25 protein-coding genes are annotated in these 26,624 nt (G+C 71.8%); 13 read left to right on the top strand and 12 right to left on the bottom strand.

Going from position 1 to position 26,624, the window contains the following annotated elements; genetic code table 11:
* Nucleotides 1–14 precede the first annotated feature (14 nt).
* The 3 genes from D9C15_RS10390 to D9C15_RS10380 all read right to left on the bottom strand — a co-directional run bounded on the left by D9C15_RS10390 (nt 15) and on the right by D9C15_RS10380 (nt 4,873).
* Nucleotides 15–998, bottom strand: a complete 984-nt coding sequence (locus tag D9C15_RS10390) for an alpha-E domain-containing protein (RefSeq protein WP_127997374.1) — start codon at nt 996–998, stop codon at nt 15–17.
* 11 nt (nt 999–1,009) lie between these two features.
* Nucleotides 1,010–2,446 carry a circularly permuted type 2 ATP-grasp protein gene (locus tag D9C15_RS10385; protein ID WP_127997373.1) on the bottom strand — a complete coding sequence of 479 codons (1,437 nt, stop codon included), beginning with the start codon at nt 2,444–2,446 and terminating at the stop codon, nt 1,010–1,012.
* A 63-nt stretch (nt 2,447–2,509) separates the two neighbouring features.
* The gene (locus tag D9C15_RS10380) at nt 2,510–4,873 is read right to left on the bottom strand and encodes a DNA internalization-related competence protein ComEC/Rec2 (protein ID WP_127997807.1); all 2,364 of its coding nucleotides are present in this window, start codon (nt 4,871–4,873) and stop codon (nt 2,510–2,512) included.
* An 88-nt stretch (nt 4,874–4,961) separates the two neighbouring features.
* Here D9C15_RS10380 and D9C15_RS10375 point away from each other — a divergent pair, with 88 nt between their 5' ends.
* From D9C15_RS10375 to D9C15_RS10365, 3 genes are read left to right on the top strand one after another with little or no spacing between them, the layout of a single operon-like run.
* The gene (locus D9C15_RS10375; RefSeq protein WP_127997372.1) at nt 4,962–5,426 is read left to right on the top strand and encodes a RidA family protein; all 465 of its coding nucleotides are present in this window, start codon (nt 4,962–4,964) and stop codon (nt 5,424–5,426) included.
* A complete protein-coding gene (locus D9C15_RS10370) occupies nt 5,427–5,897 on the top strand; it encodes a disulfide bond formation protein B (protein ID WP_127997371.1) in 471 nt (156 codons plus the stop codon).
* 17 nt (nt 5,898–5,914) lie between these two features.
* Complete coding sequence (locus D9C15_RS10365; protein WP_127997370.1) at nt 5,915–7,105, top strand: tetratricopeptide repeat protein; 1,191 nt, start codon at nt 5,915–5,917, stop codon at nt 7,103–7,105.
* Between the two features lie 29 nt (nt 7,106–7,134).
* On the opposite strand, the gene parC is transcribed toward D9C15_RS10365, so the two are convergent.
* The gene (gene parC / locus D9C15_RS10360) at nt 7,135–9,444 is read right to left on the bottom strand and encodes a DNA topoisomerase IV subunit A (protein ID WP_127997369.1); all 2,310 of its coding nucleotides are present in this window, start codon (nt 9,442–9,444) and stop codon (nt 7,135–7,137) included.
* Between the two features lie 265 nt (nt 9,445–9,709).
* On the opposite strand from parC, the gene D9C15_RS10355 reads away from it, so the two are divergent.
* Nucleotides 9,710–11,023: a hypothetical protein gene (locus D9C15_RS10355; RefSeq protein ID WP_127997368.1), complete on the top strand. Its 1,314-nt coding sequence runs from the start codon at nt 9,710–9,712 to the stop codon at nt 11,021–11,023.
* 13 nt (nt 11,024–11,036) lie between these two features.
* Here the strand turns inward: D9C15_RS10355 and D9C15_RS10350 are convergent, their stop codons facing one another.
* Nucleotides 11,037–11,534 (bottom strand): GNAT family N-acetyltransferase, encoded by a 498-nt coding sequence (locus tag D9C15_RS10350; RefSeq protein ID WP_240668362.1) that lies wholly within the window; start codon nt 11,532–11,534, stop codon nt 11,037–11,039.
* 11 nt (nt 11,535–11,545) lie between these two features.
* Entirely contained in the window at nt 11,546–13,516 is a 1,971-nt protein-coding gene (locus D9C15_RS10345; protein WP_127997367.1) for a DNA topoisomerase IV subunit B, read from the bottom strand.
* A 96-nt stretch (nt 13,517–13,612) separates the two neighbouring features.
* On the opposite strand from D9C15_RS10345, the gene D9C15_RS10340 reads away from it, so the two are divergent.
* The 6 genes from D9C15_RS10340 (at nt 13,613) to D9C15_RS10320 (ending at nt 18,387) form a co-directional block, all read left to right on the top strand.
* Entirely contained in the window at nt 13,613–14,806 is a 1,194-nt protein-coding gene (locus tag D9C15_RS10340) for an MFS transporter (RefSeq protein ID WP_240668361.1), read from the top strand.
* Nucleotides 14,807–14,808: 2 nt separating this feature from the next.
* Nucleotides 14,809–14,934 (top strand): hypothetical protein, encoded by a 126-nt coding sequence (locus D9C15_RS34335; protein WP_259372599.1) that lies wholly within the window; start codon nt 14,809–14,811, stop codon nt 14,932–14,934.
* Nucleotides 14,922–15,476 (top strand): class I SAM-dependent methyltransferase, encoded by a 555-nt coding sequence (locus tag D9C15_RS10335; RefSeq protein WP_240668392.1) that lies wholly within the window; start codon nt 14,922–14,924, stop codon nt 15,474–15,476. Before D9C15_RS34335 ends, D9C15_RS10335 begins: the two co-directional genes overlap by 13 nt.
* Nucleotides 15,477–15,534: 58 nt before the next feature.
* On the top strand, nt 15,535–16,416 hold the full coding sequence (dapA, locus tag D9C15_RS10330; RefSeq protein WP_127997365.1) for a 4-hydroxy-tetrahydrodipicolinate synthase: 882 nt from the start codon (nt 15,535–15,537) through the stop codon (nt 16,414–16,416).
* 71 nt (nt 16,417–16,487) lie between these two features.
* Complete coding sequence (bamC, locus tag D9C15_RS10325; RefSeq protein WP_127997364.1) at nt 16,488–17,609, top strand: NlpB/DapX family lipoprotein; 1,122 nt, start codon at nt 16,488–16,490, stop codon at nt 17,607–17,609.
* 13 nt (nt 17,610–17,622) lie between these two features.
* Nucleotides 17,623–18,387, top strand: a complete 765-nt coding sequence (locus D9C15_RS10320) for an MBL fold metallo-hydrolase (protein WP_127997363.1) — start codon at nt 17,623–17,625, stop codon at nt 18,385–18,387.
* Between the two features lie 69 nt (nt 18,388–18,456).
* Here the strand turns inward: D9C15_RS10320 and D9C15_RS10315 are convergent, their stop codons facing one another.
* From D9C15_RS10315 to D9C15_RS10305, 3 genes are all read right to left on the bottom strand, one after another.
* Nucleotides 18,457–18,708, bottom strand: coding sequence for a hypothetical protein (locus D9C15_RS10315; RefSeq protein ID WP_164886704.1), 252 nt, complete (start codon nt 18,706–18,708; stop codon nt 18,457–18,459).
* Nucleotides 18,709–18,864: 156 nt separating this feature from the next.
* Nucleotides 18,865–19,359 carry a hypothetical protein gene (locus tag D9C15_RS10310; RefSeq protein ID WP_127997361.1) on the bottom strand — a complete coding sequence of 165 codons (495 nt, stop codon included), beginning with the start codon at nt 19,357–19,359 and terminating at the stop codon, nt 18,865–18,867.
* Nucleotides 19,356–20,498: a cupin domain-containing protein gene (locus tag D9C15_RS10305; protein WP_127997360.1), complete on the bottom strand. Its 1,143-nt coding sequence runs from the start codon at nt 20,496–20,498 to the stop codon at nt 19,356–19,358. Before D9C15_RS10305 ends, D9C15_RS10310 begins: the two co-directional genes overlap by 4 nt.
* A 26-nt stretch (nt 20,499–20,524) precedes the next feature.
* On the opposite strand from D9C15_RS10305, the gene D9C15_RS10300 reads away from it, so the two are divergent.
* The gene (locus D9C15_RS10300) at nt 20,525–21,046 is read left to right on the top strand and encodes an FKBP-type peptidyl-prolyl cis-trans isomerase (protein WP_127997359.1); all 522 of its coding nucleotides are present in this window, start codon (nt 20,525–20,527) and stop codon (nt 21,044–21,046) included.
* Between the two features lie 16 nt (nt 21,047–21,062).
* On the opposite strand, the gene dut is transcribed toward D9C15_RS10300, so the two are convergent.
* Nucleotides 21,063–21,512, bottom strand: a complete 450-nt coding sequence (dut, locus tag D9C15_RS10295) for a dUTP diphosphatase (protein ID WP_127997358.1) — start codon at nt 21,510–21,512, stop codon at nt 21,063–21,065.
* On the bottom strand, nt 21,509–22,741 hold the full coding sequence (coaBC, locus tag D9C15_RS10290) for a bifunctional phosphopantothenoylcysteine decarboxylase/phosphopantothenate--cysteine ligase CoaBC (RefSeq protein WP_127997357.1): 1,233 nt from the start codon (nt 22,739–22,741) through the stop codon (nt 21,509–21,511). Before coaBC ends, dut begins: the two co-directional genes overlap by 4 nt.
* 103 nt (nt 22,742–22,844) lie before the next feature.
* Between coaBC and D9C15_RS10285 the strand changes: the two genes are divergently transcribed.
* Together D9C15_RS10285 and D9C15_RS10280 are read left to right on the top strand one after the other, a co-directional pair.
* On the top strand, nt 22,845–24,098 hold the full coding sequence (locus D9C15_RS10285) for a cation:proton antiporter (RefSeq protein ID WP_127997356.1): 1,254 nt from the start codon (nt 22,845–22,847) through the stop codon (nt 24,096–24,098).
* Nucleotides 24,099–24,105: 7 nt separating this feature from the next.
* Entirely contained in the window at nt 24,106–25,239 is a 1,134-nt protein-coding gene (locus tag D9C15_RS10280) for a YbdK family carboxylate-amine ligase (RefSeq protein WP_127997355.1), read from the top strand.
* A 271-nt stretch (nt 25,240–25,510) separates the two neighbouring features.
* Here the strand turns inward: D9C15_RS10280 and D9C15_RS10275 are convergent, their stop codons facing one another.
* On the bottom strand, nt 25,511–26,569 hold the full coding sequence (locus D9C15_RS10275; protein WP_127997354.1) for a calcium-binding protein: 1,059 nt from the start codon (nt 26,567–26,569) through the stop codon (nt 25,511–25,513).
* Nucleotides 26,570–26,624 lie beyond the last annotated feature (55 nt).

Genomic DNA, 26,624 nt, shown 5'->3' with positions numbered 1-26,624 from the left:
CGGCCGACACGGGATCACTGCACCGGGACCAGGAAGTCGCAGCTGATGCCCGCGCCGATCGTGTTGACGCGCTCCAGGAACTGCGTGAGGAAGGCGTGCAGGCCGGTCGACAGGATCTCGTCGATGCGGCCGTACTGCAGGTCGGCGCGCAGCCGCCCGGCGCGGCGCAGCGTCTCGCCGGACTGCTCGTTGGCGACGAACTCGAGGTTGGTCACGACCTCGTTCATGCACGCCGCCAGCGAGCGCGGCATGTCGGCGCGCAGGATCAGCAGCTCGGCCACCTTCTCGGGCCGGATCACGTTGCGGTAGGCCTTGCGGTAGACCTCGAAGCCGGAGACCGAGCGCAGGATCGCCGACCAGTGGTAGAAGTCGTACTCGACGTCGCGGCCGTTGCCCGCGCCCTGCGACTGCGCCTGCGCGGCGCCGAAGAACTCGCTCTCGACGGCGTGGAACTTCACGTCCAGCAGCCGCGCGGTGTTGTCGGCGCGCTCCAGGAAGCTGCCGATGCGCAGGAAGTGGAAGGCCTCGTCCTGCAACATGGTGCCCACGGTGACGCCGCGCGAGAGGTGCGAGCGGAACTTGACCCACTCGAACAGCGCGCTCGGGTCCTTGTGGAAGTCGCTGGCCGCGACCATGCGCTGGAACTCCAGCCAGGTCTGGTTCTGCGTCTCCCAGACCTCCGTGGTGAGCGTGCCGCGCACGGCGCGCGCGTTCTCGCGCGCGGCCATCAGGCAGGAGCGGATGCTCGACGGGTTCTTGTCGTCGGCCACCATGTACTGCATGACGTTGCGCGCGGTCACCTCGCCGCCGTGGCGCGTGGCGAAGTCGCCGCTCAGCTCGGAGATGCCCAGCAGGCCCTTCCAGCCTTTCTCGGCCGCGTCGGCCGACTGCGGCAGCAGCGAGGTCTGGTAGTTGACGTCGAGCATGCGCGCGGTGTTCTCCGCGCGCTCCATGTAGCGCGACATCCAGAACAGGTGGTCGGCGGTGCGTGAAAGCATGGTCGTCTCCTTCAGGCTTCCAGCACCCAGGTGTCCTTCGTGCCCCCGCCCTGCGACGAGTTCACGACCAGCGAGCCCTCCTTCAGCGCCACGCGCGTCAGCCCGCCGGGCACCATCTGCACCTCCTTGCCCGACAGCACGAAGGGCCGCAGGTCGATGTGGCGCGGCGCGATGCCGCTCTCGACGAAGGTCGGGCAGGTCGACAGGCTGAGCGTGGGCTGCGCGATGTAGCCGGCCGGGTTGGCCTCCAGCGCCTTGCGGAAGTCGGCGATCTCGGCCTTGGTGGCCGCCGGGCCGACCAGCATGCCGTAGCCGCCCGCGCCGTGCACCTCCTTGACGACCAGCTCGCCCAGATGATCCAGCACGTACTTGAGGTCGTCGGCCTCGCGGCACAGGTAGGTGGGCACGTTGTTCAGGATCGGCTTCTCGCCGAGGTAGAACTCGACCATCTTCGGCACGTAGGGGTAGATCGACTTGTCGTCCGCGACGCCGGTGCCGATGGCATTGCACAGCGCCACGTTGCCGGCGCGGTAGACCGACAGCAGCCCGGCGCAGCCGAGCGTCGAATCGGGCCGGAAGGCGAGCGGGTCGAGGAAGTCGTCGTCGACGCGGCGGTAGATCACGTCCACGCGCTTGGGGCCCTGCGTGGTGCGCATGTAGACGAAGTTGTCCTTGACGAACAGGTCCTGGCCCTCGACCAGCTCGACGCCCATCTGCTGCGCGAGGAAGGCATGCTCGAAGTAGGCGCTGTTGTACATGCCCGGGGTCAGCACCACGACCGTCGGCTCGTTGACCGCCGCCGGCGCCACCGCGCGCAGCGTCTCGAGCAGCATGTCGGGGTAATGCGCCACCGGCTCGACGCGGTGCTGGCTGAACAGCTCGGGGAACAGCCGCATCATCATCTTGCGGTTCTCGAGCATGTAGCTCACGCCGCTGGGTACGCGCAGGTTGTCCTCCAGCACGTAGTAGCTGCCGCTGCCGTCGGCGTTGGCGGCGCGCACGATGTCGATGCCCGAGATGTGCGAGTAGACGCCGCCGGGCACGTCCACGCCCATCATCTCGGGGCGGAACTGGGCGTTCTTGAAGATCTGGTCGGCCGGCACCAGCCCGGCGCGGATGATCTCCTGGTCGTGGTAGACGTCGTGGATGAAGCGGTTCAGCGCCGTCACGCGCTGCGCGAGGCCCTTCTCCATCTCGACCCACTCGTGCGCCGGGATCACGCGCGGGATCAGGTCGAACGGGATCAGGCGCTCGGTGCCGGAGCCGTCCTCGTCCTTGGCGCCGTAGACCGCGAAGGTGATGCCGACGCGGCGGAAGATCATCTCCGCCTCTTCGCGGCGCGACTTCATCACGTCGCGCGGCTGCTGCGCCAGCCAGCGGTCGTAGCCGCGGTAATGCTCGCGCACCACGGCGCTGGTGGCATGCATCTCGTCGAAACTCGGTCTCATCAGTCGCGTCTCCTCGACGAGGCGGGGTAGCAAAAAGCAGGCCACGACACCCTGGCGCTGCGATCACTCCGGGACGTCGGCAGCCCGATGGTGCCAGTAGCGGCGGGCCGCGTCACGCTCGCAGTGCGCGCCCTCGGCCCGCCACTGCCAGGCCCCGCAGGACGGGCTGGCCACCACCGTGGCACCGGCACCCCGGTAGCGCGCCAGCACCTCCGGCGCCGGGTGGCCGAATCGGTTGCGGTAGCCGGCCTGCACGACCACCACCTGCGGCTGCACCCGGGCCAGGAACTCCTCGGACGAGGAACTCCGGCTGCCGTGGTGCGGGGCGAGCAGCAGCTCGCTCTTCAGCGTCGCGCCGACGCGCTCGACCAGCGCCAGCTCCTGCTCGCGCTCGATGTCGCCGGTCAGCAGCGCGCTGCGCCCGGCGGCGTCGACGATGCGCAGCACGCAGGAGGCGGCGTTCGGCCTGGCGGCCAGCGCCAGCTCGGCGGGCCGCGGGTGCAGAAGCTCGAAGCGCACGCCGTCCCAGGTCCACGCCTGCCCGGCCAGGCAGGGGCGCTCTCGCGCGGCCAGCGCGCGCAGCGGGTGGCCGTCTTCCAGCGAGCTGAGCAGTTCGCCCACCGGCAGCGCGCTCAGCAGGGCGCGCGCGCCGCCGACATGATCGCTGTCGCGGTGGCTCAGCACCAGCGTGTCGATGCGCGGCTCGCCGCGCGCGCGCAGCAGCGGCAGCAACACGCGCTCGCCGGCGTCGCTGTCGCGCCCGTACAGCGGCCCGGCGTCGTACACCAGCAGGTGCCGCGCGGTGCGCACCAGCACCGCGCTGCCCTGCCCGACATCCGCCGCCAGCAACTCGAAACGCCCCGGCTCGGGCCGGGCCGGCATGCCGAGCAGCATCGGCAGCGCCAGCGGCAACGCGAGCGCCCGCAGTCGCCAGGGCAGCGGCATCACCAGCAGCGCGCCGGCCAGCAGCGCCGCGCCCTGCGCCCAGGGCGCGGCGGCCGGCACCGTCCACACCGCCCAGGGCCAGGACGCCAAGCCGTCGAGCACCAGCGTCAACCCCTGCAACAGCGCCGCCGCCATGCCCCACAGCCACGGCAGCAGGGCCCCGGCCAGCGCCAGCGGCGTCACCACCAGCGTGATCAGCGGAATGGCCACCAGGTTGGCCAGGAAACCGACCACCGACACCTGCTGGAAGAACAGCAGGGTCAGCGGTGCGAGGCCGACGCTCGCGACCAGCTGGGTGCGCCCCGCGCCGCTCAGCAGCGCCCGTGCGCGACTGGTCCAGGGCTGCCCGGCCGCCGGCGCTGCGGCAGCCTGCGCCGGCTCGGAGGCCATCAGCAGGCCGACCGCCGCGAACGACAGCCAGAAGCCCGCCTGCAGCAGCGCCCAGGGGTCGGCCAGCGTCACCACGGTCGCCGCCGCCAGCAACACCAGCGGCCAGGGCCAGCGGCGGCCCAGGGAGCGCAGCAGCACGGCGCTGGCCAGCATCAGCACGGTGCGCTGCGCCGGCACGCCCCAGCCGGCGAGCACCGCGTAGGCCGCGGCCGCCGCCAGCCCGCCCCAGCGCGCCGCCTGCGGTGCCGGCACGGCATGCACGGCGCGTGCGCTGCGCCGCCACAACGCGCCGATCAGCCCCCCGGCCAGCCACGCGAACATGGTGACGTGCAGCCCGCTGATCGACATCAGGTGACCGAGGCCGGTGGCACGGAACAGCTCCCAGTCCTCGCGTGCGATCGCCCCCTGGTCGCCCACGGTCAGCGCGGCCAGCACGCCGGCCGCGCGCGCATCGCCCACCTGCGCGAAGACGGCATCACGCAGACGCTGGCGCAGCCGCTCGACCGGGTGGCCGGCCGCCTCGGCCAGGCGCTGCGGCGGGTCGTCGCGCACGTAGCCGACCGCGCGCACGCCCTGCTCGAACAGCGCGAGCTCGACGTCGAAACCCTGCGGATTCAGGTTGCCGTGCGGCTGGCGCAGGCGCACCACGAAGCGCCAGCGCTCGCCGGCGCGCAGCGCATCTTGCGGCGGCTGCCGGGCCGCGTCCGGGTGGGCGCCCTGGTACCAGCCGAGCGCGACCAGGCGCGGCACCGGCACCCGGGCCGCGCCGTCGCGCGCCTCCTCCACGGCGAAGCGGAAGCGCACCCCGTCGGCCGCCCGCTGGGGCAGCGCGGCCACCACCCCGGTGAGCTGCAGGTCGCGCCCTTCGAGCGCCGGGTCGAGCGCCTCGGCCAGGCGCAGGCCGGCCCGCCCGGCGGTGCTGCCGAAGCCCAGCAGCAGCAGGCCCGCCAGCGCCAGCCACTGCAGGCGCCGCCCGCGCACGCCGGCCAGCAGCAGCACCAGCCCCGCGCCCGCGGCGCCGACGGCCAGCGCGGGCGGCCCGAGCTCGCGCTGCTGCAGTTGCAGCGCCACGCCGGCCAGCCAGGCGAGCATCGCCGCGAGCCAGGCCGCAAGCGACGGCACGCCTCCTCCCATGGGTGCAGTGTAGGATCGCGGCTCCCTCGAGAACCCCCCTCGCACCATGAGCTCCCCCTCCGTCTACGAGCGCCTCCGCGAACTCGGCATCACGCTGCCGCCGGTGGCCGTGCCGGCCGCGGCCTACGTGCCCTTCGTGCGCAGCGGCAACCTGGTCTTCCTGTCCGGCCACATCGCCAAGCGCGACGGCAAGCCCTGGGTCGGCCAGCTCGGCCGCGACACCGACACGGCCACCGGCCGGGAGGCCGCACGCGCCGTCGCGATCGACCTGCTGGGCACCTTGCACGCCGCAGTGGGCGACCTGGACAAGGTGGAGCGCATCGTCAAGGTGATGAGCCTGGTCAACAGCACGCCGGCCTTCACCGAGCAGCACCTCGTCACCAACGGCTGCTCCGAGCTGCTCGGCGCGGTGTTCGGCGACAAGGGAGCGCATGCCCGCAGCGCCTTCGGCGTGGCGCAGATCCCGCTGGGGGCCTGCGTCGAGATCGAGCTGATCGCGCAGGTCGCCTGAATGTCGCCGCGCGCCGCGGCGTGGCTCATCGCCGCCGCCAGCTTCGCCTCGGTGGTCGCTGCGCTGGTGGCGCAGCATGGCTTCGGCATGCAGCCCTGCCCCTGGTGCATCCTGCAGCGCATCGTGTTCCTGCTGGTCGGCCTGGTCGCGCTGCTCGCCGCGCTGGGCGGGGGCCTGCTGCGGCGGCTGCTCGGCCTGCTGATCGTGCCGCTCGCGCTGGCCGGTGCGGCGGCGGCGCTGTACCAGCACTTCGTCGCCGCGAAGTCCACCTCCTGCGACCTGACCTTTGCCGACCGGCTGATCCGCGGCCTGCGCCTGGACAGCCTGCTGCCGGCGGTGTTCGAGGTGCGCGGCAGTTGCGCCGACGCGGCGGTCGACCTGTTCGGCGTGCCGTTCGAGTTCTGGAGCCTGGCGCTGTTCGTGCTGCTGGCCGCCGGCGCGGTGGTGCTCGTGCGGGGTGCCCCGCGCTGACATGCTGTGAGGCCGGGATGCGCGGACGCCAGCTGCGCGCCGACATGGACCGGGCGCTGCACCTGCACCGCGCCGGCCGGCTCGACGACGCCGCGGCGATCTACCGCAAGATCCTGCAGGCCGTGCCCGACCAGGCCGATGCGCTGCAGCTGCTGGGCGCGGTCGAGGGCCAGCGCGGGCACCACGAGCAGGCCATCGAACTGCTGAGCCGCGCGGTCGAGAGCGCGCCCGGCAACGCCACCGCCCACAACAATCTCGGCAATGCGCTGGCCCAGCTGCAGCGCCACAGCCAGGCGCTGGTCTGCTTCGAACGTTCGCTGCAGCTCAAGCCGGACAACCCGAAGGCGCTGCGCAACCGCGGCAACGCGCTGCGCAAGCTGCAGCGGCTCGACGAGGCACTGCGCGACATCGACCGCGTGCTCGAGCTGGTGCCCGGCTCGGCCGAGGCGCTGGTCGACCGGGGCGAGCTGATGATCGCGCTGGGCCGCCGCGAGGAGGCCATCGACTGCTTCCGGGCGGCGCTGGCCGGCGGCAAGGACGTGGAGACGCTGAACTTCGTGCTCGCGTCGCTGGGCGCCGGCGGCCTGCCGGACCAGGCCCCGGTCGACTATGTGCGCGGCCTGTTCGACCAGTACGCCGCCAAGTTCGACAAGCACCTGGTCGAAGTGCTCGGCTACCGCACGCCGGCGCTGCTCGTCGAGGTGCTGCAGGCGGCACTGACGGTGCGGCCGGCCGACATCGCCGACCTCGGTTGCGGTACGGGCCTGTGCGGTCCGCTGCTGCGCCCGCTGGCGGGCCGGCTGGTCGGCGTCGACCTGTCCGGCGGCATGCTGGAGCGCGCCCGCGCCACCGGCCACTACGACCAGCTGGACGAGGCCGAGCTGGTGGCCTGGCTGCGTGGCTGCGGCGAACGCTTCGATGCGGCGCTGAGCTGCGACGTGCTGATCTACCTCGGCGACCTGGCACCCCTGTTCGCGGCGGTGCAGGCGGCGCTGAAGCCCGGCGGCATCTTCGCCTTCTCGGTCGAGCGCTCGGACAGCGAGGAGATCCTGCTGCGCCTGACCCGGCGCTACGCCCACTCGCGCGGCTACCTCGAGCGGCTCGCCGCCGAACACGGCTTCGAGCAGCTGTCGATCACCGACGCCGTGCTGCGCCAGGACGACGAACGGCCGGTCGAGGGCCTGCTGGTCGCGCTGCGCCGGCGCTGAGCCGGCCGCGCACTGGCACCGGGCCTGCGTCAGGCCGCGGCGATCACGCGCATCGCCTTCATGCCCTCGACGGCCTTGCCCTTGCGGGCCCGCTTGCCGGCGTAACCGGCGAGTGCCGCGCCGCGTAGCGTCTCCTCGCGCGGCTTGTCGCCACGCAAGGCCTTGCCCAGCACCTGCAGGCCCTGCGCGAACACGGCCACGCTGACCAGCGCGTCTTTGGCGTCCAGGTCCATCAGCGTGAGGCCGCGCCCGCCGTTGGGCTGCAGCTTCAGTTCGTCCAGGCCGAAGGTCAGCAGGCGGCCGGCGAGCGACAGGCAGGCCACCTGCGAGGCCGCATCGGCCACCGCCGGCGGTAACGGCTTCTCGCCCTCCTCCAGGCTCAGGAAGCTCTTACCGCCGCGCTGCCTGGCCAGCAGGTCGCCCGCACGGGCCAGCAGGCCGAAGCCGCCGGTGTGCGCGAGCAGCAAGGTGGTCGCGGGCGACCCGGCGAAGTAGTGCGCCGGCTGCGTGCCGCTCTCGAGGTCGATCAGGGTCGTGATCGGCGCGCCGTCACCCCGGCCGCCGGGCAGGCCGGCCACCGCCGTCGAGTACACCCGCCCGTTGCTGCCGAACACCAGCAGCGCATCCACGCTGCGGCAGGGGAAGCAGCCGTACAGCGCATCCCCCGCCTTGAAGCCCAGGCTCGCCGGGTCGACCTCGTGGCCCTTGAGCGCCCGCACCCAGCCCTTGAGGCTGACGACCACGGTGACCGGCTCGTCCACCACCTTCACCTCGGCCACCGCGCGCTTGTCTTCCTGGATCAGGGTGCGGCGCTCGTCGCCGTACTGCTTCGCGTCGGCCTCGATCTCCTTGATCACCGTGCGCTTCAGGCTGGCCGGGCTGCCGAGGATGTCCTCCAGCTTGGCCTGCTCGCCGCGCAGCTCCTTGAGCTCCTGCTCGATCTTGATCGCCTCGAGCCGCGCCAGCTGGCGCAGCCGGATCTCGAGGATGTCCTCGGCCTGGCGGTCGCTGAGCCTGAATCGTTCGATCAGCGCGGCCTTGGGCTCGTCGGACTGGCGGATGATGCGGATCACCTCGTCGATGTGCAGCAGCACGAGCTGCCGGCCCTCGAGCAGGTGGATGCGGTCCAGCACCTTGTCGAGCCGGTGGCGCGTGCGGCGCTGCACCGTCGTCATGCGGAAGGCGATCCACTCGGCGAGAATGGTGCGCAGGCCCTTCTGCGTCGGCCGGCCGTCGGCGCCGACCATGGTCAGGTTGACCGGCGCGCTGGTCTCGAGGCTGGTGTGTGCCAGCAGCACGTTGATCAGCTCCTGCTGCTCGACGGTGCGGGTCTTGGGCTCGAACACGATGCGCACCGGCGCGTCCTTGCTCGATTCGTCGCGCACCGCATCGAGCACGGCGAGCACCGTCGCCTTCAGCTGCGTCTGCTCGGTGGAGAGCGACTTCTTGCCGAGCTTGACCTTCGGGTTGCTCAGCTCCTCGATCTCCTCCAGCACCTTCTGCGCGCTGGTGCCCGGCGGCAGTTCGGTGACGACCAGCTGCCACTGTCCGCGGGCCAGGTCCTCGATCTTCCAGCGCGCCCGCACCTTCAGGCTGCCGCGGCCCGTCGCATACGCGGCCTGGATCTCGGCGGCGCTGCTGATGATCTGGCCGCCGCCGGGGAAGTCCGGGCCGGGCAGCAGCGCGGCGAGTGCCTCGTCGCCGAGCTTGTCGTCGCGGATCAGCGCGACGGCCGCCGCCGCCACCTCGCGCAGGTTGTGGCTCGGCACCTCGGTGGCGAGACCCACGGCGATGCCGCTCGCGCCGTTGAGCAGCACGAAGGGCAGGCGCGCGGGCAGTTGCTTCGGCTCGCGCTCGGAGCCGTCGTAGTTGGGGACGAAGTCGACCGTGCCTTCGTCGATTTCGTCCAGCAGCAGCCGCGCGATCGGCGCCAGGCGCGCCTCGGTGTAGCGCATCGCCGCGGCGCCGTCGCCGTCGCGGCTGCCGAAGTTGCCCTGGCCGTCCACGAGCGGATAGCGCTGGCTGAACTCCTGCGCCATGCGCACCATCGCGTCGTAGGCCGCGGTGTCGCCGTGCGGGTGGTATTTGCCCAGCACGTCGCCGACCACGCGGGCGCTCTTCACCGCCTTGGGGCCCGAGGCCGTGGTGAAGGCCAGGCCCATGCGCTCCATCGCGTAGAGGATGCGGCGCTGCACCGGCTTCTGCCCGTCGCAGACGTCCGGCAGCGCGCGGCCCTTGACGACCGACAGCGCGTACTCGAGGTAGGCCTGCTCCGCGTACTGCGCGAGCGCGATGGCGTCGGCCGGGTCGGCGGGCGGCGGGTCGAACAGGTCGTTCATGGCGCGGCGTGAAACGGGAAACCTGCCATTCTGGCCCATGCGGGCAGGCGCCCCGGCGCCGACCGACGCGCCGGGCCGCCTTGAGCGATCGCAATCGGCCCGGCGCAGGGCCATGCTCGAATCCCCGAGCCCGCCGTCTCAGGGAGCAGCGATCACGAGCCGTACGATCTTCCGTTGGGGTGGCCATGCCCTCGGGCTGGGCCGGCGCGTTCTCCTGCCCCTGCTTCTGGGGCTGGCAGGCCTGGGGCTCGCGGCTTGCTCGTCCGTGCCGATCAAGAACGATCCGCGCCTGCCGGCCGAGCTGTCGCGCACGCTCGGCGTGGCCCCGTCCGAGTTCCTCTGGGTCGCCGCGGTGCACTGGTCCCGGCACGACGGCTGGTGGCAGCCGAACCTGGCGGGGGACATGTGGCGCGGCACGATCGGCATGTTCTTCGGCGAGGAGACCAGCACCGCCGTGCTCACCCGCGATGCGCTGGTGATCGCGCGCTCAGGGAGCTTCAGCGTCAGCTACCGCGTGCTGCAGCGCATCGGACTGGACGAGATCGAGCGGGTCACGCTGCTCGACCGAGGCATCGTGGTGCTGAAGCGGCGCAACGGTGGAGAGCGTCGAGACTACCTTCGAGTGCTCCGCACCGATCCATGGCTGGCGGACCAGTTCCTCGACCAGCCGAGCCCGGGGCTGGCGCAGGATCTGGCGCAGCAGCTGCGGGCGCGGGTCCGGCCGGCCGCCTCGCGCTGGCGCCCGGACACGCCGGCGCAGGACGCGGCACGGGTCGTCGCGCTGCTCACGCCCCGCGCCGTGCCGAGGGTGACCGTGGCGCCACCCCCGGGCTCGGCCGACAAGGGGGCCGTGGCGGGCACGGGTGCTGTGGCCAAGGAACTGCTCGGGGCGGGCGAAGGCATCGGCACCTTGTCGCCGCCGGCCGGCCTGTCGTTCGGCCTGGCGGCGCTCGTCACCCAGGCGGCTGGCAGCCTGGCCGGTGCCGTGCGGGGGACCGTGCAGGAACTCTCCGACGCGCAGGCCCGCGCGGCGCGCGCGCGCCTGGAGGCCGTGCGGCGTGCCGGCCTGCCCGCGACCGAGACGGGCACGTTCGCGCAGCGGATGCTGCTCGAGTCGCTGGCCACCCGCATCGCCCCCGTCGAGGCGGGCGGCACAGACGACCGCAGCAGCATCCTGCTGGTCGCGGTGGATGAAGCCGAGACCGGCGCGCCGGATCCGGCCTCGGCTCGCGCGGCCCTGGCCGAGGACGGATTCGCTGCGGTGTGGCAGTTGCAGGTGACCTCGATCGAGTTCCATGTCGCCAGCGCCGGCACGAGCGAACCGGTGGACGACCCCCGGGTGCAGATGCGCGTCGGCGTGCGGCTGCAGAAGACCCGCGCCGGCGCTGCCCCGGGGCCGGCCGACGAGGCCGACCAGCGGGTGCTGGAGGATGCCGGCGAAGCGCTGGCGCTGAGTGCGTGGACCTCGGACGGCGGCGATCGCCTGCGCGCCGAGTTCGGGGCCGCGTGCGACCGGCTCGCGGCGCGCCTCGTGGACGGCGCACTGACCAACAGTCGCTGGCTGCCACGGCTGCGCTGAGGGACGCGGCAGGTCAGCCGGCCGGCAGCGCCGCGTGCTCGCGGTCCAGCAGCGACATCACGATCAGCGTGTCGTAGCCCTCGGCGGTGCGCACCGCCTCGCGCAGCCGGCCTTCCTCGACGAAACCTTCGCTCGCGTAGAGCGCATGGGCGCGCTCGTTGCGCCCGCGCACGTCGAGCCAGAATCGGTGCGCGCCGAGGTCGCGGAAGGCGATGCGCGCCAGCATGCGCACGCAGGCCCGCCCGACGCCCTGGCCCTGCGCCGTCGGGTGCAGCACGAGGCGCTTGAGCTCGACCGAGCGGTTCGGGTTGCGGCAGCCTTGCAGGATCACGAAGCCGCTGGGCGCGAGCGCCGCGCCGGCCTCGACGATGAAGTGACGGAAGTCCGGGAAGCGCACCGCGCCCTCGTGCTGCGGCCGCTCCCAGGGCGTGATGAACGGCAGGTTGGCGCTGTCGCGCTCGACGGAGAGCACGTAGTCCAGGTCCGACAGCATGGTCGGACGGATGCGCACGGCCGGCGCGTTCAGATGTCCACCTCGACCTCGTCGCCACGCAGCTCCATCAGCTCGCGCCGCGACTGCGCCTCGCCCTTGCCCATCAGCTTGCCGATGGCCTCGGCGGTGGCCGCGAAGCCATTGCTCGCGTAGCTCACCTGCAGCAGGCGGCGCGTGGCCGGGTTCAAGGTCGTGTCCCAGAGCTGCTCGGCGTTCATCTCGCCCAGGCCCTTGAAGCGGCTGATGCTCCACGAGCCCTCGCGCGCGCCTTCCTTGCGCAGCTTGTCGAGCGCGGCCTGCAGTTCACCCTCGTCCAGCGCATACAGCTTGGCGGCCGGCTTCTTGCCGCGCGCCGGCGCGTCGACGCGGAACAGCGGCGGCCGCGCGACGTGGATGTGCCCGGCTTCGATCAGCTTCGGGAAGTGGCGGAAGAACAGCGTCAGCAGCAGCACCTGGATGTGCGAGCCGTCCACGTCCGCGTCGCTGAGGATGCAGATCTTGCCGTAGCGCAGGCCGGAGAGATCGGGCGCGTCGTCCGGGCCATGCGGGTCGACGCCGATCGCCACCGCGATGTCGTGGATCTCGTTGTTGGCGAACAGGCGGTCGCGCTCCACCTCCCAGGCGTTGAGCACCTTGCCGCGCAGCGGCAGGATGGCCTGGGTCTCCTTGTCGCGGCCCATCTTGGCGCTGCCGCCGGCCGAGTCGCCCTCGACCAGGAACAGCTCGTTGAACAGCAGGTCGCGGCTCTCGCAGTCGGTCAGCTTGCCGGGCAGCACGGCCACGCCCGAGCCCTTGCGCTTCTCGACCTTCTGGCTGGCGCGCTGACGTGTCTGCGCCTGCTTGATGACGAGGTCGGCGAGCTTCCTGCCGTGGTCGACATGCTGGTTCAGCCACAGCTCGAGCGCCGGCTTCACGTAGGTGGCGACGAGCCGCAGCGCGTCGCGCGAGTTCAGCCGCTCCTTGATCTGGCCCTGGAACTGCGGGTCGAGCACCTTGGCGCTGAGCACGAAGCTCGCGCGCGAGAACACGTCCTCGGGCATCAGCTTCACGCCCTTGGGCAGCAGCGAGTGCATCTCGATGAAGCCCTTGATCGCGCCGAACAGCCCGTCCTTCAGGCCGGACTCGTGCGTGCCGCCGGCCACCGTCGGGATCAGGTTGACGTAGCTCTCGCGCAGCAGGTTGCCCTCTTCGGTGAAGGCCACGCACCAGGCCGCGCCCTCGCCTTCGGCGAAGTTCTCGGTCTCGGCGGCCTCGGCGTAGTGCTCGCCCTCGAACAGCGGGATCACCGGGTCGGCGGTCAGCGCCTGCATCAGGTAGTCGCGCAGGCCGCCCTTGTAGAGCCACTGCGTCTTCTCGCCGCTCTTCTCCTGCAGCAGCGTGACGGTGACGCCGGGCATCAGCACGGCCTTGCTGCGCAGCAGGTGCGTCAGCTCGTGCTTCGGCAGCTCGGCGCTCTCGAAGTACTTCGCGTCGGGCCAGGCGCGCACGGTGGTGCCCTGCTTGCGATCGGCGCCGCCGGCCTTGCGCAGCTTGAGCGGCTCGACCACGTCGCCGCCGGAGAAGGCGATCGTCGCGACCTGGCCTTCGCGGTAGACCGTCACCTCGAGCCGCTTCGCGAGCGCGTTGGTCACGCTGACGCCCACGCCGTGCAGGCCACCGGAGAAGCTGTAGGCCCCGCCCGCGCCCTTGTCGAACTTGCCGCCCGCGTGAAGCCGCGTGTAGACGATCTCGACCACCGGCACCTTCTCCTCGGGGTGCAGGCCGACCGGGATGCCGCGGCCGTCGTCCTCGACGCTGACCGAGCCGTCCGCGTGCAGGGTGACGTCGATGCGCCTGCCATGGCCGGCCAGGGCCTCGTCCGCCGCGTTGTCGATCACCTCCTGGATGATGTGCAGCGGGTTGTCGGTGCGCGTGTACATGCCCGGCCGCTGCTTGACGGGCTCGAGGCCCTTGAGCACGCGGATCGAGGCTTCGCCGTAGCTGCTCTGCTTGGTTGCCATGGCGGCGGATTGTAGGAGCGGCCTCCTGCAGGGCCGCGGGGCTTCGGCTAGAGTGCCGGGATGCCCGCGTCCCCCGCCTCTGCGCCCAAGCTTTCCATGACCCAGGTGCTGCTGTGCGGCGCCATGATCGTCACGCTCTCGATGGGCATCCGCCACGGCTTCGGCCTGTGGCTGCAGCCGATCACGATGGACCGCGGCTGGACGCGCGAGACCTTCGCCTTCGCCATCGCCGTGCAGAACCTCGCCTGGGGCGCGGCCGGTCCGTTCGCGGGGGCGCTGGCCGATCGATTCGGCGCCTTCAAGGTGCTGGTGGCCGGCAGCCTGCTCTATGCGCTCGGCCTGGTGCTGATGGCCGTCTCGACCTCGGGCCTGGCCTTCACCGGCAGCGCCGGCCTGCTGCTGGGCATGGCGCAGTCGGGCACCACCTACGCGGTGGTGTACGGCGTGATCGGCCGCAACGTGGCGCCCGAGAAGCGCAGCTGGGCGATGGGCGTGGCCGCGGCGGCCGGCACCTTCGGCCAGTTCCTGATGGTGCCGGTGGAGAACTGGCTGATCGGCGGGGTCGGCTGGCAGCAGGCGCTGTTCCTGCTCGGCGCGCTGGCGCTGGCGATCGTGCCGCTCGCCTACGGGCTGAAGGAACCGGCCCAGGCCGCGCACGCCGCAACGCATCACCAGAGCATCGGCGCCGCGCTGCGCGAGGCCTTCGGCTACCGCAGCTTCCAGCTGCTGATGGCGAGTTACTTCGTGTGTGGCTTCCAGGTGGTGTTCATCGGCGTGCACATGCCGAGCTACCTGAAGGACCACGGCCTGTCGCCCAACGTCGCCACCACGGCGCTGGCGCTGATCGGCCTGTTCAACGTGATCGGCACCTACGCGGCCGGCACGCTGGGCGCACGCTACCCGAAGCGCCACATCCTCTCGACCATCTACTTCCTGCGCTCGGTGGCCATCGTCGCCTTCCTGATGGCGCCGCTCACGCCGGCGAGCATCTACGTGTTCTCGGCCGTGATGGGCGTGCTGTGGCTCTCCACCGTGCCGCCGACCAACGCGGTGATCGCGCAGATCTTCGGCGTGCAGTACCTGTCGATGCTCGGCGGCTTCGTGTTCCTGAGCCACCAGGTCGGCAGCTTCCTCGGGGTGTGGCTGGGCGGCAAGCTGTACGACAGCACCGGCAGCTACGACCTCGTGTGGTGGATCGCCGTGGCGCTGGGCGTCTTCGCCGCGCTGGTGAACCTGCCGGTCAAGGAACGCGCCATCGAGCGGCCCTCGCTCGCCCCGGCCGCCGCCTGAGGATGACGCCGCGCCGCCTCGTCGCCTACGGCGCCGCCGCGCTGGTGCTGGCGGCGGTGTTCGCGGCCTACCTGAAGCCCGACATGGCCTTGACGCTCGCCAACCAGTTGTGGGCCTGCTTCCAGTGAGCACGCCGCACGCCGCCCTGGCGCCCTCGCCCTGGGTGCAGCGCTGGTCTGCCCTGGTGCCCGCGGGCGCGACGGTGCTCGACCTGGCCTGCGGTCACGGCCGCCACCTGCGCTGGTTCGCGCAGCGCGGCTGCCGCGTCACGGGCGTGGACCGCGACGCCGCGGCCCTGGCCGCGAGCGAAGGACTGGGCGAGATGATCACGGCGGATGTCGAGAGCGGCCCGTGGCCCCTGCCCGGCCGGCGCTTCGACGCGGTGATCGTCACCAACTACCTCTGGCGCGCGCTGCTGCCCACGGTGGTGGCGAGCGTGGCCGAGGGCGGCGTGCTGGTCTACGAGACCTTTGCCGTCGGCAACGAGACGGTCGGCAAGCCGTCCAATCCGGCGTTCCTGCTGCGCCCGGGGGAACTGCTGCAGGCCTGCGCGGGTCTGCGCATCGTGGCCTACGAAGACGGCTTTCTCGACGCGCCGCCGCGCTTCGTGCAGCGCATCGCCGCCGTGCGCGAGGGCCCCGATGCGGGCCCGGTGCGCCGCCCGCTCTGAGCGGTCCGGGCGCGCCGGGCCGGCCGGCTAAAATCCGCGGATTCCGAAGGACGACCCCATGAGACCCATTGCTGGCAGCATCGTCGCGCTGGTGACCCCGATGCACGACGACGGCTCCGTCGACTACGACGGCCTGCGCAAGCTGATCGACTGGCACATCGCCGAAGGCACCGACTGCGTCGGCGTCGTCGGCACCACCGGCGAATCGCCCACCGTCACGGTCGAGGAGCATTGCGAGATCATCCGCGTGTCGGTCGAGCATGCGAAGGGCCGCGTGCCGATCATGGCCGGCACCGGCGGCAACTCCACCGCCGAGGCCATCGAGCTGACGCGCTACGCGAAGAAGGTCGGCGCCGACTGCACGCTCTCGGTCGTGCCCTACTACAACAAGCCGAGCCAGGAAGGCATCTACCGCCACTTCAAGGCGATCGCCGAGGCGGTGGACATCCCGACGGTGCTCTACAACGTGCCCGGCCGCACGGTTGCAGACATGCAGCACGAGACCGTGCTGCGCCTGGCGCAGGTGCCGGGCATCGTCGGCATCAAGGAAGCCACCGGCGACATCGAGCGCGCGCAGTGGCTCATCAAGCAGGCGCCCAAGGGCTTCGCCATCTACTCGGGCGACGACGGCACCGCGGTCGCGCTGATGCTGCTCGGCGGCCACGGCAACGTCAGCGTGACCGCCAACCTCGCGCCGCGCGCGATGCACGAGTTGTGCAAGGCCGCCATCGCCGGCCAGGCGCGCGAGGCCGCGGCGATCCAGCTCAAGCTGCTGCCGCTGCACCAGAGCCTGTTCGTCGAGTCCAGCCCGGCGCCGACCAAGTGGGCCATGGCGCGGCTGGGCATGATCGGCGGGGCGTTGCGCCTGCCGCTCGTGCCGCTGACGCCCGCCGGCCAGGAAAAGGTCGAGCGCGCGCTGCGCGACGCCGGCCTGCTGTGAACGGCGCCGCGCGCCGCACCCCCGAACCTGCTGCACGCGCGGAACGCCCGCGCGCCCCGGAGACGCCCTTCGTGACCCGTCCTGCCACCCTGCTCCTGCTCGCCGCCGCCGTCTCGCTGGGCGCCTGCTCCTCGGTCGAGAACCTGCTGTCGGGCGAGAAGGTCGACTACCGCAGCGCCGCCGCCAAGGGCCCGGCCCTGGACGTGCCGCCGGACCTGACCCAGCTCTCGCGCGACTCGCGCTACACGCAGTCCGGCGGCGCCATCAGCGCGGCGGCCTACCAGGCCGGCGCGTCGGCCCCGGTGGTGGTGCAGAGCAACGGCGACGTGGCGCCCTCGCAGGTGGGCGACGTGAGGCTCGAGCGCCAGGGCAACGAGCGCTGGCTCGTCACCGCGACGCCGCCCGAGCAGCTCTGGCCGCGCCTGCAGGCCTTCTGGAAGGACAGCGGCTTCACGCTGGTGGTGGACGACCCGGCCGCCGGCGTGATGGAGACCGAGTGGAACGAGAACCGGGCCAAGCTGCCCAAGGACCCGCTGCGCGCCGCGCTGGGCCGGGTGATCGACTTCCTCTACTCCACCAGCGAGCGCGACAAGTTCCGCACCCGCATCGAGCGCGGGGCCGGCGGCACCAGCGAGATCTACGTCACCCACCGCGGCATGGAGGAGGTCTACTCCAGCCAGCAGAAGGAGACCACCGTGTGGCAGCCGCGCCCGGCCGATCCGCAGCTGGAGGCGGAGTTCCTGGCGCGCCTGATGATGCGCCTGGGCGTCAAGGAGGAGACGGCCAAGGCCGCCGTCGCCGCGCCGGCGCCGGTCAGCGCCCGTGCGCGCGTGCTCCAGGGCCAGCCCGGGGCCGCCCTGCAGGTCGACGACGGCTTCGACCGTGCCTGGCGGCGCGTCGGCGTCGCGCTGGACCGCAGCGGTTTCACCGTCGAGGACCGTGACCGCGCGCAGGGCCTGTACTTCGTGCGCTACATCGATCCGAGCCGGCCGCAGAAGGCCGACGAAGGCTTCTTCTCGAAGCTGTTCAGCTTCGGCAAGAGCGACAACGTGTCGACGCTGGCGCGCTACCGCATCGCCGTGAAGGCGGACGGCGAGCGCAGCACCGTCTCGGTGCTGACGGCCCAGGGCGCGCCGGAGACCAGCGAGACCGGCCGACGCATCGTCTCGCTGCTGGTCGAGGACCTGAAGTAACGCGCCGCGGCGCATGCGCTTCTGCAGCCTCGGCAGCGGCAGCGGCGGCAACGCCACCGTCGTCGAGGCCGGCCGCAGCAGGGTGCTGATCGACTGCGGCTTCTCGCTGCGCGAGCTCGACGCCCGCCTGGACCGCATCGGCCTGCAGGCGCACCAGCTCGACGCCGTGTTCGTGACCCACGAACATGGCGACCATGTCGGCTGCGCGCTGTCGCTGGCGCGCCGCGAAGGCCTGCCGCTGTGGACCAGCCGCGGCACCTGGCGCGCGATCGGCGCGCCCGAGCTGCCGGGGCTGCTGCAGTTCGCGCGCGACGGCGAGCCGATCGGCATCGGCGACCTGCAGTTGCTCCCCTACACCGTGCCCCACGATGCCGGCGAGCCGCTGCAGCTGTGCTGCAGCGACGGTGCCCGCCGGCTCGGCCTGCTCACCGATGCGGGCTCCGCCACAGCGCACCTGCTCGAGCAGCTGCAGGGCTGCACGGCGCTGCTGCTGGAGTGCAACCACGACCTGGCGATGCTGGCAGCCTCCCGCTACCCGGCCTCGCTGAAGGCGCGCATCGGGGGCCGCCTCGGCCACCTGTCCAACGACACGGCGGCGCAGATCCTGGCCGACACGCTGCACGACGGGCTGCGCCATGTCGTTGCCGCGCACCTGAGCGAGCAGAACAACCGGCCCGAACTCGCCCGGGCCGCGCTGGCCGCGGCCTGCGGCGGCGCGCCGCAGGACATCGTGGTGGCCGATCCGCTCCTCGGCTTCGGCTGGCTCTCGCTGCGCTGAGCAGTCCCCAAAAAGGGAAAGCCGCCCCGGAGGGCGGCTTTCATCGGTGCACGGAAGACCGTGCCGCGATCACTTCGAGGCTGCGTCGGCAGCAGCCGAGGCGGCACCGGCCACGGCGGCGGCGGCTTCCGAAGCGGCGCCGGCGACGGCGGCGGCAGCACCCGAGGCGGCGCCGGCGACGGCGGCAGCAGCGCCCGACGCGGCGTCGGCGACGGCGGCCGGGGCGGCAGCCGGCGCGGCGGCCGGAGCTTCTTCCTTCTTGCCGCAAGCGACCAGCGCAGCAGCGGCCACCAGAGAAGCGAGCAAAACAGTCTTCTTCATGCTTGTGTCCTCAGATCAAAGAGTCGAACAATCGTTGCAATTGTGGGAACCCTCCGAGTTCACAGAGGCCCAACCCCGAAGGCTCCCGAGGGTAGATGGTCGTGAGACCGCCCCATGGCGCCCAGCCTTCAAGTATATCCCGACCTAGGGTCATCCCTAGAGTCCGAGGGTCGTCGCGGGAAAGGCCTCTTCGGATCGTTGCAAAACCGCATCAAGGTCCTCGCGCCAGCGCAGGGCATCGGCCGGGTCGTTGGTCGCCACGCCGCGGTAGCGCTCGGTGTCGAACAGCCGCACCGAGGTCAATCCGGGTGCCAGCAGCAAGGTCGGCATCTGCCCCGCCTCGAGCTCGTTGTTGGTGCGGCAATGAACCACATGGGCCCAGGTGCGCCGCCATTCGACCCAGCGCGCATGGCGGCGCGCCACCTCGTCGAAGTGGCGTGCGATGGCGGTGAAGCGGCGATGCGACGACGCCCATTGCGTCAGCTGCTCCACGATGGTGCGCTCGTTGAGCGGCCAGTCGGCGAAGTCGTCGTCGACGATGAACAGCTCGCGGCAGCCCACGCGGGCCGCCTCGGCGAACGCGGCCCGCAGCGCGTCGTGAAAGCCGCTGCGGGACTCCAGCAGCACGCGGGTGGGTTGGATGTCGGTCATGCCTTGCCTCCGTCGTCTGCATGCAGCCAGCCGGCCTGTGCCCAGTCACCGACCAGTTCGAGCGCCTCGCGGCCGAGACCGGCCGCCTCGTGCGGCGCGAGGCGGCGCCGGTCGGCCAGGCGCCGCATCAGCGTGGCGTCGTGTCCGCCGGCGCGGAACGACTCGCCGTTGATGAACACATGCCGCTGGTCGTACAGCATGCGCGTGCGCGCGTCCAGGCGCAGCCCCTGCCCGGCACGCAGCGGCGCGCCGGCGTCGAACCAGATACCTGGCTTCGGCTCGCTGAGCCACTCGCCGAGCGCGGCGTCGATCGAGCCATGGCGCTGCAGCCAGCGCTGCAGCCCGGCCAGTGCAAAGTCGCGCAGCGCCGCGGGCACCCGCGCCGGCGTGTCGGTGGCCAGCTGGTGCGGGTCGCGGTAGAGCGGATCGTCTCCGCCCGCCTCGTCCGCATCGAGCAGCTGCTGCAGCAGCCCGCGAGCCAGCTCGTCGCGTGCCGGCACGCGAAAGCCGATCGAACAGGTCATGCACTCGCCCTCGGCGATGCCGTCGTGGGCCCAGCGCGGCGGCAGGTAGAGCATGTCGCCGGGCTCCAGCAGCCATTCCTCGTCGGGCACGAAGTTGGTCAGGATCTTCAGCGGCACGCCGGGCTGCAGCCGCGGTTCGGCAACCCGCCCGATGCGCCAGCGCCGGCGACCGTGCAGCTGCAGCAGGAACACGTCGTAGGAGTCGAGGTGCGGGCCCACGCCGCCGCCGTCGCTGGCGTAGGAGACCATCACGTCGTCCAGGCGCGCGTCGGGCACGAATCGGAAGCGCTGCATCAGCGCATGCGCCGGCGCATGGTGCAGGTCCAGGCCCTGCACCAGCAGTGTCCAGCGGGGCCGCGCCAGCGGCGGCAGCGCGCGCCGCGTGAACGGCCCGTGGCACAGCGTCCAGCCGCGTTCGTCGTGCCGGATCAGGCGCGACTCGACGCCTTCGCGCGCGGCGATCTCGAACAGCGTCGGCCGATCCACCACGCCGCAGGGCGGCGGCAGCGCCTGGCGCACCAGCAGCGGCTTCTTCTGCCAGTGCCGGCGCATGAAGGCGGCGGGGCTGAGCCCGCCGAGCAGGGGCGTAGGAGCGTCGATGGCGGTCCGGGGCATGCACCCGATTGTGCGATCATCCCGCGATGCTCATCACCGCACCCTGTGTCGTCAGCCTCACCTGGAAGCTGAGCGACACGCAGGGCCACCTGATCGACGAACTGGCCGAGCCGGTCGAGTTCTTCTACGGCGGCGACGACCTGCTCGCCAAGGTCGAGGAGGCCCTGCTCGACCAGGACACCGGCTTCAGCGCCGAACTGCATCTCGAGCCCGAACACGCGTTCGGCGAGTACGACGCGTCGCTGGTGTTCTTCGAGCCGCGTTCGATCTTCCCCGAGGGCGTCGAGCCCGGCATGCAGTTCGACGGCCCGCCCGAGGGCGCGCAGACGCCGGACCTGCCCAAGGACGCGATCTACACCGTCACCGAGGTCTACCCCGAGCATGTGGTGCTGGACGGCAACCACCCGCTGGCCGGCATCGCGCTGCGCCTCGCGCTGGTGGTGCGCGACGTGCGCGCCGCCACTGAGGAGGAGATCGAGGCCGGCAGCGTCGGCGCGCCGGTCTTCTCGGTGCTGAACAGCGCGCCGCCCGGCGAGCCGCTGCACTGAGACGGCCTGAACCCGCTCAGTGCTTGCCGGTGGAGCCGAAGCCGCCCTCGCCGCGCGTGGACGCGCCGAACTCGTCGACCCGCCGGAAGCCCGCCTGCACCACCGGCACGATGACGAGCTGCGCAATGCGCTCCATCGGCTGCACCGTGAACGCCGCGCTGCCGCGGTTCCAGCAGCTCACCATCAGCGGGCCCTGGTAGTCCGAGTCGATCAGGCCGACCAGGTTGCCGAGCACGATGCCGTGTTTGTGGCCCAGGCCCGAGCGCGGCAGGATCATCGCGGCCAGGCCGGGATCGGCGATGTGGATGGCGAGGCCGGTGGGAATGAGTTGCGCCTGGCCGGGCTCGAGCAGCAGCGGCACGTCGAGGCAGGCACGCAGGTCCAGGCCGGCGCTGCCGGGCGTGGCGTAGGCGGGCAACTGCTCGGCCATGCGCGGGTCGAGCACCTTCACGTCGATGATGGTCATGTGGCAGCGAGGGCGATTCGGGCGGCGATCTCGCGCACCAGGGCGCGCGCGAGGCTGAGCTTGTCGGCACGCGGCAGCTCGCGGTGGCCGGAGCGGTCCACCAGCGTCAGCGCGTTGTCGTCCTGGCCGAAGGTGGCGGGGCCGAGATTGCCCACCACCAGCGGCACGTTCTTGCGCTCGAGCTTCTCGCGCGCGTGCCTGAGCAGGTCGTGGCTCTCGGCCGCGAAGCCGACGCAATAGGGCCGCTGCGGCAGCTTGGCCACCGCGGCCAGGATGTCCGGGTTCTCGGTCAGCTCGAAGCTCGGCGCCACCTTGTGGCCGCCCTTCTTGATCTTGTGCTCCGAGAGCGTGGCCGGGCGCCAGTCGGCCACCGCGGCGGTGGCGACGAACACATCGTGCCGCGGCGCCGCGGGCAGCACCGCGTCGTGCATCTGCTGCGCCGTGCGCACGTCGATGCGCGTCACGCCGCGCGGTGTGGGCAGATGCACCGGCCCGGCGACCAGCGTCACCTGCGCGCCGGCCTCGGCCGCGGCGCGTGCGATCGCGAAGCCCATCTTGCCGCTGGACAGATTGGTGATGCCGCGCACCGGGTCGATCGGCTCGAAGGTCGGCCCGGCGGTGATCAGCACGCGCTTGCCGAGCAGCGCCTTGGGCTGGAAGAAGGCAACCACCTCGTCGAGCAGCTCGGCCGGCTCCAGCATGCGGCCGTCGCCGACCTCGCCGCAGGCCTGGTCGCCGCTGCCCGGGCCGAGCACGAGCGTGCCGTCGGCGCGCAGCTGCGCCAGGTTGCGCTGCGTCGCCGGGTGCGCCCACATCTCGCGGTTCATCGCCGGCGCCACGAGCAGGCCGCAGCGCTCGATCGGCCGCGCCAGGCACAGCAGGCTCAGCAGTTCGTCGGCACGGCCCTGTGCGAGCCTGGCGATCATGTCCGCGCTGGCCGGTGCGATCAGCACCGCGTCGGCCTCGCGCGTCAGGTTGATGTGCGCCATCGCGTTGGGCTCGCGCACGTCCCACTGGCTCGTGACCACCGGGCGGTTCGACAGCGCCTGCATCGTTACCGCGGTGATGAAATGTTCGGCCGCTTCGGTCATGACCACCTGCACCGAGGCGCCGGCCTTGACCAGCAACCGGGTCAGTTCGGCGGACTTGTAGCAGGCGATGCCGCCCGAGAGGCCGAGCACCAGCCGGCGCTGCGCCAACGGCTGCGAAGGGTCGATGGACAGGCTCATGATGCGCGGGATTATCGATGACGGGCCCCACCGGCTAGGTCGCTGCCGTTTGTGCGGGCTTTCACCGAGGCGGTGCACGACCTGGGCTACAGTCGGCGCCCTGATGACGATTGCCGCCTCCGCCGCCTCTGCGGCCACCGCCGCGTCGGCTCCGCTGTGGACCCTGGACGGCCTGCGTGCCGCCGATCCCGTGCTCGGCATCGCGCTGCTGATGCTGATCGCGATCCTGCTGGCCGAGACACTGCATCGCCTGTGGCGCCTGCCGCGCATCTGCGGCCACATGCTGACCGGCGCGATTGCCGGCCCGGTGATGCTGCGCGTGCTCGACGGGCTGGAGCTCGACCCGTGGAAGCCGCTCATCGACCTGGCCATCGGCGCGTTGCTGTTCGAGCTCGGCGCGCGCATCCGTCCGCGCTGGCTGATCGACAACCCCTGGCTCGCCGCGAGCTGCGTGCTGCAGTCGCTGCTGGCGGGCACGCTGGTGGCCGGCGCGCTCGTGCTGCTCGGCGCGCCCTGGCTCACCGCGGCGGTGGCCGGCACGGTGGCGCTGGCCAGCTCGCCGGTCATCGTGCTCGCCGTGGCCCACGAGACCCGTGCCCGCGGCCAGGTCACCGAGCGGCTGCTGATGATGACGGTGGTCAATGCCGTGCTCGCGGTGATCGGCCTGAAGGTGCTGCGCATCCTGATGGCCAGCGACAGCGCCACCGCGGGCGACGAGTTCCTGCGCGCGCTGGTCAGTGCCCTGCGGGTCATCAGCGGCTCGTTCCTGCTCGGCGTGGCCTGCGGCTTCGCGCTCGACCGGCTCAGCCCGCTGGTGCGCGGCACGCCGGCGATGCCGGTGCTGCAGATCGCGCTGGTGATCATCGCCAGCATGCTGGCCGCGCAGTGGACGCTCTCGCCGCTGCTGGCCCTGCTGGTGGCCGGCATGACTGCGCGCGCGCGCATGAAGCACGGGCTGACGGTCGAGCCGCACCTGGGGTCGGCCGGCGCGGTGCTGAGCGTCGTGCTGTTCATCAGCCTGGGGCTGCTGTTCACGCTCGAGGGCCTGGCCACGCTGTGGCCCTGGGTGCTGGCGATCATCGCCGCGCGGCTGGTGGGTTCCGCTCTGGCGATCGGCGCCCTGGCGCGGGTCAGCGGCCTGGGCTGGCGCCAGGCCGGCGCGCTGGCGCTGGCGCTGCAGCCGATGAGCAGCCTGGCGGTGCTGCTGGCCGCGGACACCTTCTCCTGGAGCACCCAGCTGCCCGGCGCGCACACGCCCACCATCCAGGCGCTGCTGCTGGCCGTCACGCTGATGCAGCTCACCGGGCCGGTGTGGACGCAGCTGTCGCTGCGCCACGTGGCGCGGGAAACCAACTGATTCCGCCATGGCACTGCAGGCCTTCAGCCACTCGCAACCGCTGACGCTCGGCGTCGAGCTCGAGCTGCAGCTCGTCAGCACGCACGACTTCGACCTCGCGCCGCAGGCCGAGGACCTGCTGCGCGTGCTGAAGAACCACACCGGCGCGTGGGACGTGAAGCCCGAGATCACGCGCAGCATGATCGAGATCGGCACCTCGATCCAGCGCCAGCACGGCAGCCTGCTGGCGGAGCTGCGCGACCTGCGCGACCAGCTCTCGCGCGCCGCGCGCAAGCTCAACATCGGCATCGCCGGCGGCGGCACGCACGCCTACCAGCACTGGAGCCAGCAGAAGATCTTCCCCGGCGAGCGCTTCCACTACATCAGCGAGCTGTACGGCTACCTGGCCAAGCAGTTCACCGTGTTCGGCCAGCACGTGCACGTGGGCTGCGAGGACGGCGATTCCGCGCTCTGGCTGCTGCACGCGCTGTCGCGCTACGTGCCGCATTTCATCGCGCTGTCGGCCTCCTCGCCCTTCGTGCAGGGCGTGGACACCGGCTTCGACTCGGCGCGCCTGAACTCGGTGTTCGCCTTCCCGCTCTCGGGCCGTGCGCCGTTCTGCCTCTCGTGGCAGGAGTTCGAGAAGTTCTTCGACAAGATGACCAGCACCGGCGTGGTCAACTCGATGAAGGACTTCTACTGGGACATCCGCCCCAAGCCCGAGTACGGCACCATCGAGCTGCGTGTGTGCGACACGCCGCTGACGGTGGAGAAGGCCGCCGCGCTGGCCTGCTACCTGCAGTGCATCTGCCGCTACCTGCGCGAGCAGAAGCCGCTCGAGCCGGCCGAGGACGACTACCTCGTCTACACCTTCAACCGCTTCCAGGCCTGCCGCTTCGGCCTGGACGGCGAGATCGTCGACCCGAAGACCAAGGAGCGCACCCGGCTGCGCGACGACATCCTGCGCACCTTGGCGCGGGTGGACGAACACGCGCTCGACCTGCAGGCGCTGGACGCGAGCAACCTGGTGCGCGAGAGCCTGTTCGCCGGCAACGATGCCGGCTGGCTGCGCGGCCTGCAGGCGCGTGGCGAGCCGCTGTCGGCGGTGGTGGAGGCGGCGGCGCGGCGCTGGATGGGCACCGAAGCCGCCCCGAAGGCCTGAGAGCCTGAGAGGCATTCCAACGCACCCGCGTTGCCCCCGAGAACGCGCCCAATCGAGGCGCAAAGCACAGACGTGTCGGGTGACACGTCGAGCATTTGCAACGACGAGTGGGCGCGTTCCCGGCGGCAACCCGAAGGGCCGGGGTACCCAAGGGCCCTGGGCCGCGTTGCGCCGCTGGCCCAGACGGCTAGTCTGGGCGGCGCGCCGCGCCTCGCCCAGGGCCCTTGGTCACCCCGGCGCGGGTGCGTTGGAATGCCTCTCAGGCTCTGAGTCAGACCAGCGTGAAGTCGGTGCTGGTCAGCGCCAGGCCGGCGTTCAGCAGCGCCACCTGCACCGCGTCGGACAGGCCGTTGGCGCTGCCCGTGGCGTCGTAGTAGAGCACGCCGGTGCTCGAGTTGTAGACGATGTAGTCGTTCGCGTCGGTCGCTCCGCCGGTGACGATCGACTTGAACTGACCCGCGGCCAGCGCGCCGGTGGCGCTGCCGAACTTCGTGAACACGCCGTTCTCGAGCTGGATCGTGTCCGCGGCGACGTTGAAGTCCATCAGCCGGTCGCGGTTGGACGCGGTGTTCGGCGCGGTGTCGAATCGGAACAGGTCCGCGCCCGACCCGCCGTAGAGCGTGTCGTTGCCGAGCCCGCCGCGCAGCAGGTCGTCGCCGCCGCCGGCGCGCAGCACGTTGGCCGCGCCGTTGCCCGCCAGCGTGTTGGCCAGCGCGTTGCCGGTGCCGTTGATGGCCGCCGAGCCGGTGAGCACCAGGCGCTCGACGAAGCTCACGCCGGTCGTGGCCGACAGGCTGAAGGTGACGGCGCTCTGCACCGTGTCGATGCCGCCGGCGTTGGCGCTGCTGCTCAGCGTGGTGGTCTCGTAGACCCGGTCGCCGGCCAGGTTGACCACATAGGTGTCGTTGCCGGCCCCGCCCAGCATGGCATCGGCCCCGCCGGCGCCGTTCAGCGTGTCGTTGCCGGTGTAGCCGAGCAGCGTGTCGTTGCCGCTGCTGCCGCGGATCGAGTCGTTGCCGCTCAGCACGTAGGCATAGGTCTGCTGCGTGTCGCCGAAGGTTGCCGCATGGGCCTGCAGCACCGCGGCGCTGTTCGCGCCGGCCGTCATGCCGGTGACGGTGTAGGTCAGCACGCCGCCTTCGTAGTAGCGCGTCGAGCTGACCGTGCCCGACACCGCCCCCCCCGGGCCGTAGCTGAAGCTGCCGTTGAAGGTCTGCGTGTGCACACCGTCGGTGATCGACATGAAGCTCGCCGTCGCGTCGTCGACCACCCAGTCCCAGTCCTGGGGCGACAGCATGTTGAAGCTCGTGTGCAGCGCGACGTTGGCCATCGAGGAGTGCTCCGGGTTCCTGTCGGGAAATGGCGCGCAGTATCACTCCGGGCCG

The sequence above is a fragment of the Piscinibacter defluvii genome, assembly GCF_004011805.1.
GTDB classification, from domain to species: Bacteria; Pseudomonadota; Gammaproteobacteria; order Burkholderiales; family Burkholderiaceae_C; genus Piscinibacter; species Piscinibacter defluvii.
Note: the sequence above shows the minus strand (reverse complement) of the source record. Positions and strands in the feature narration are given on the sequence as shown.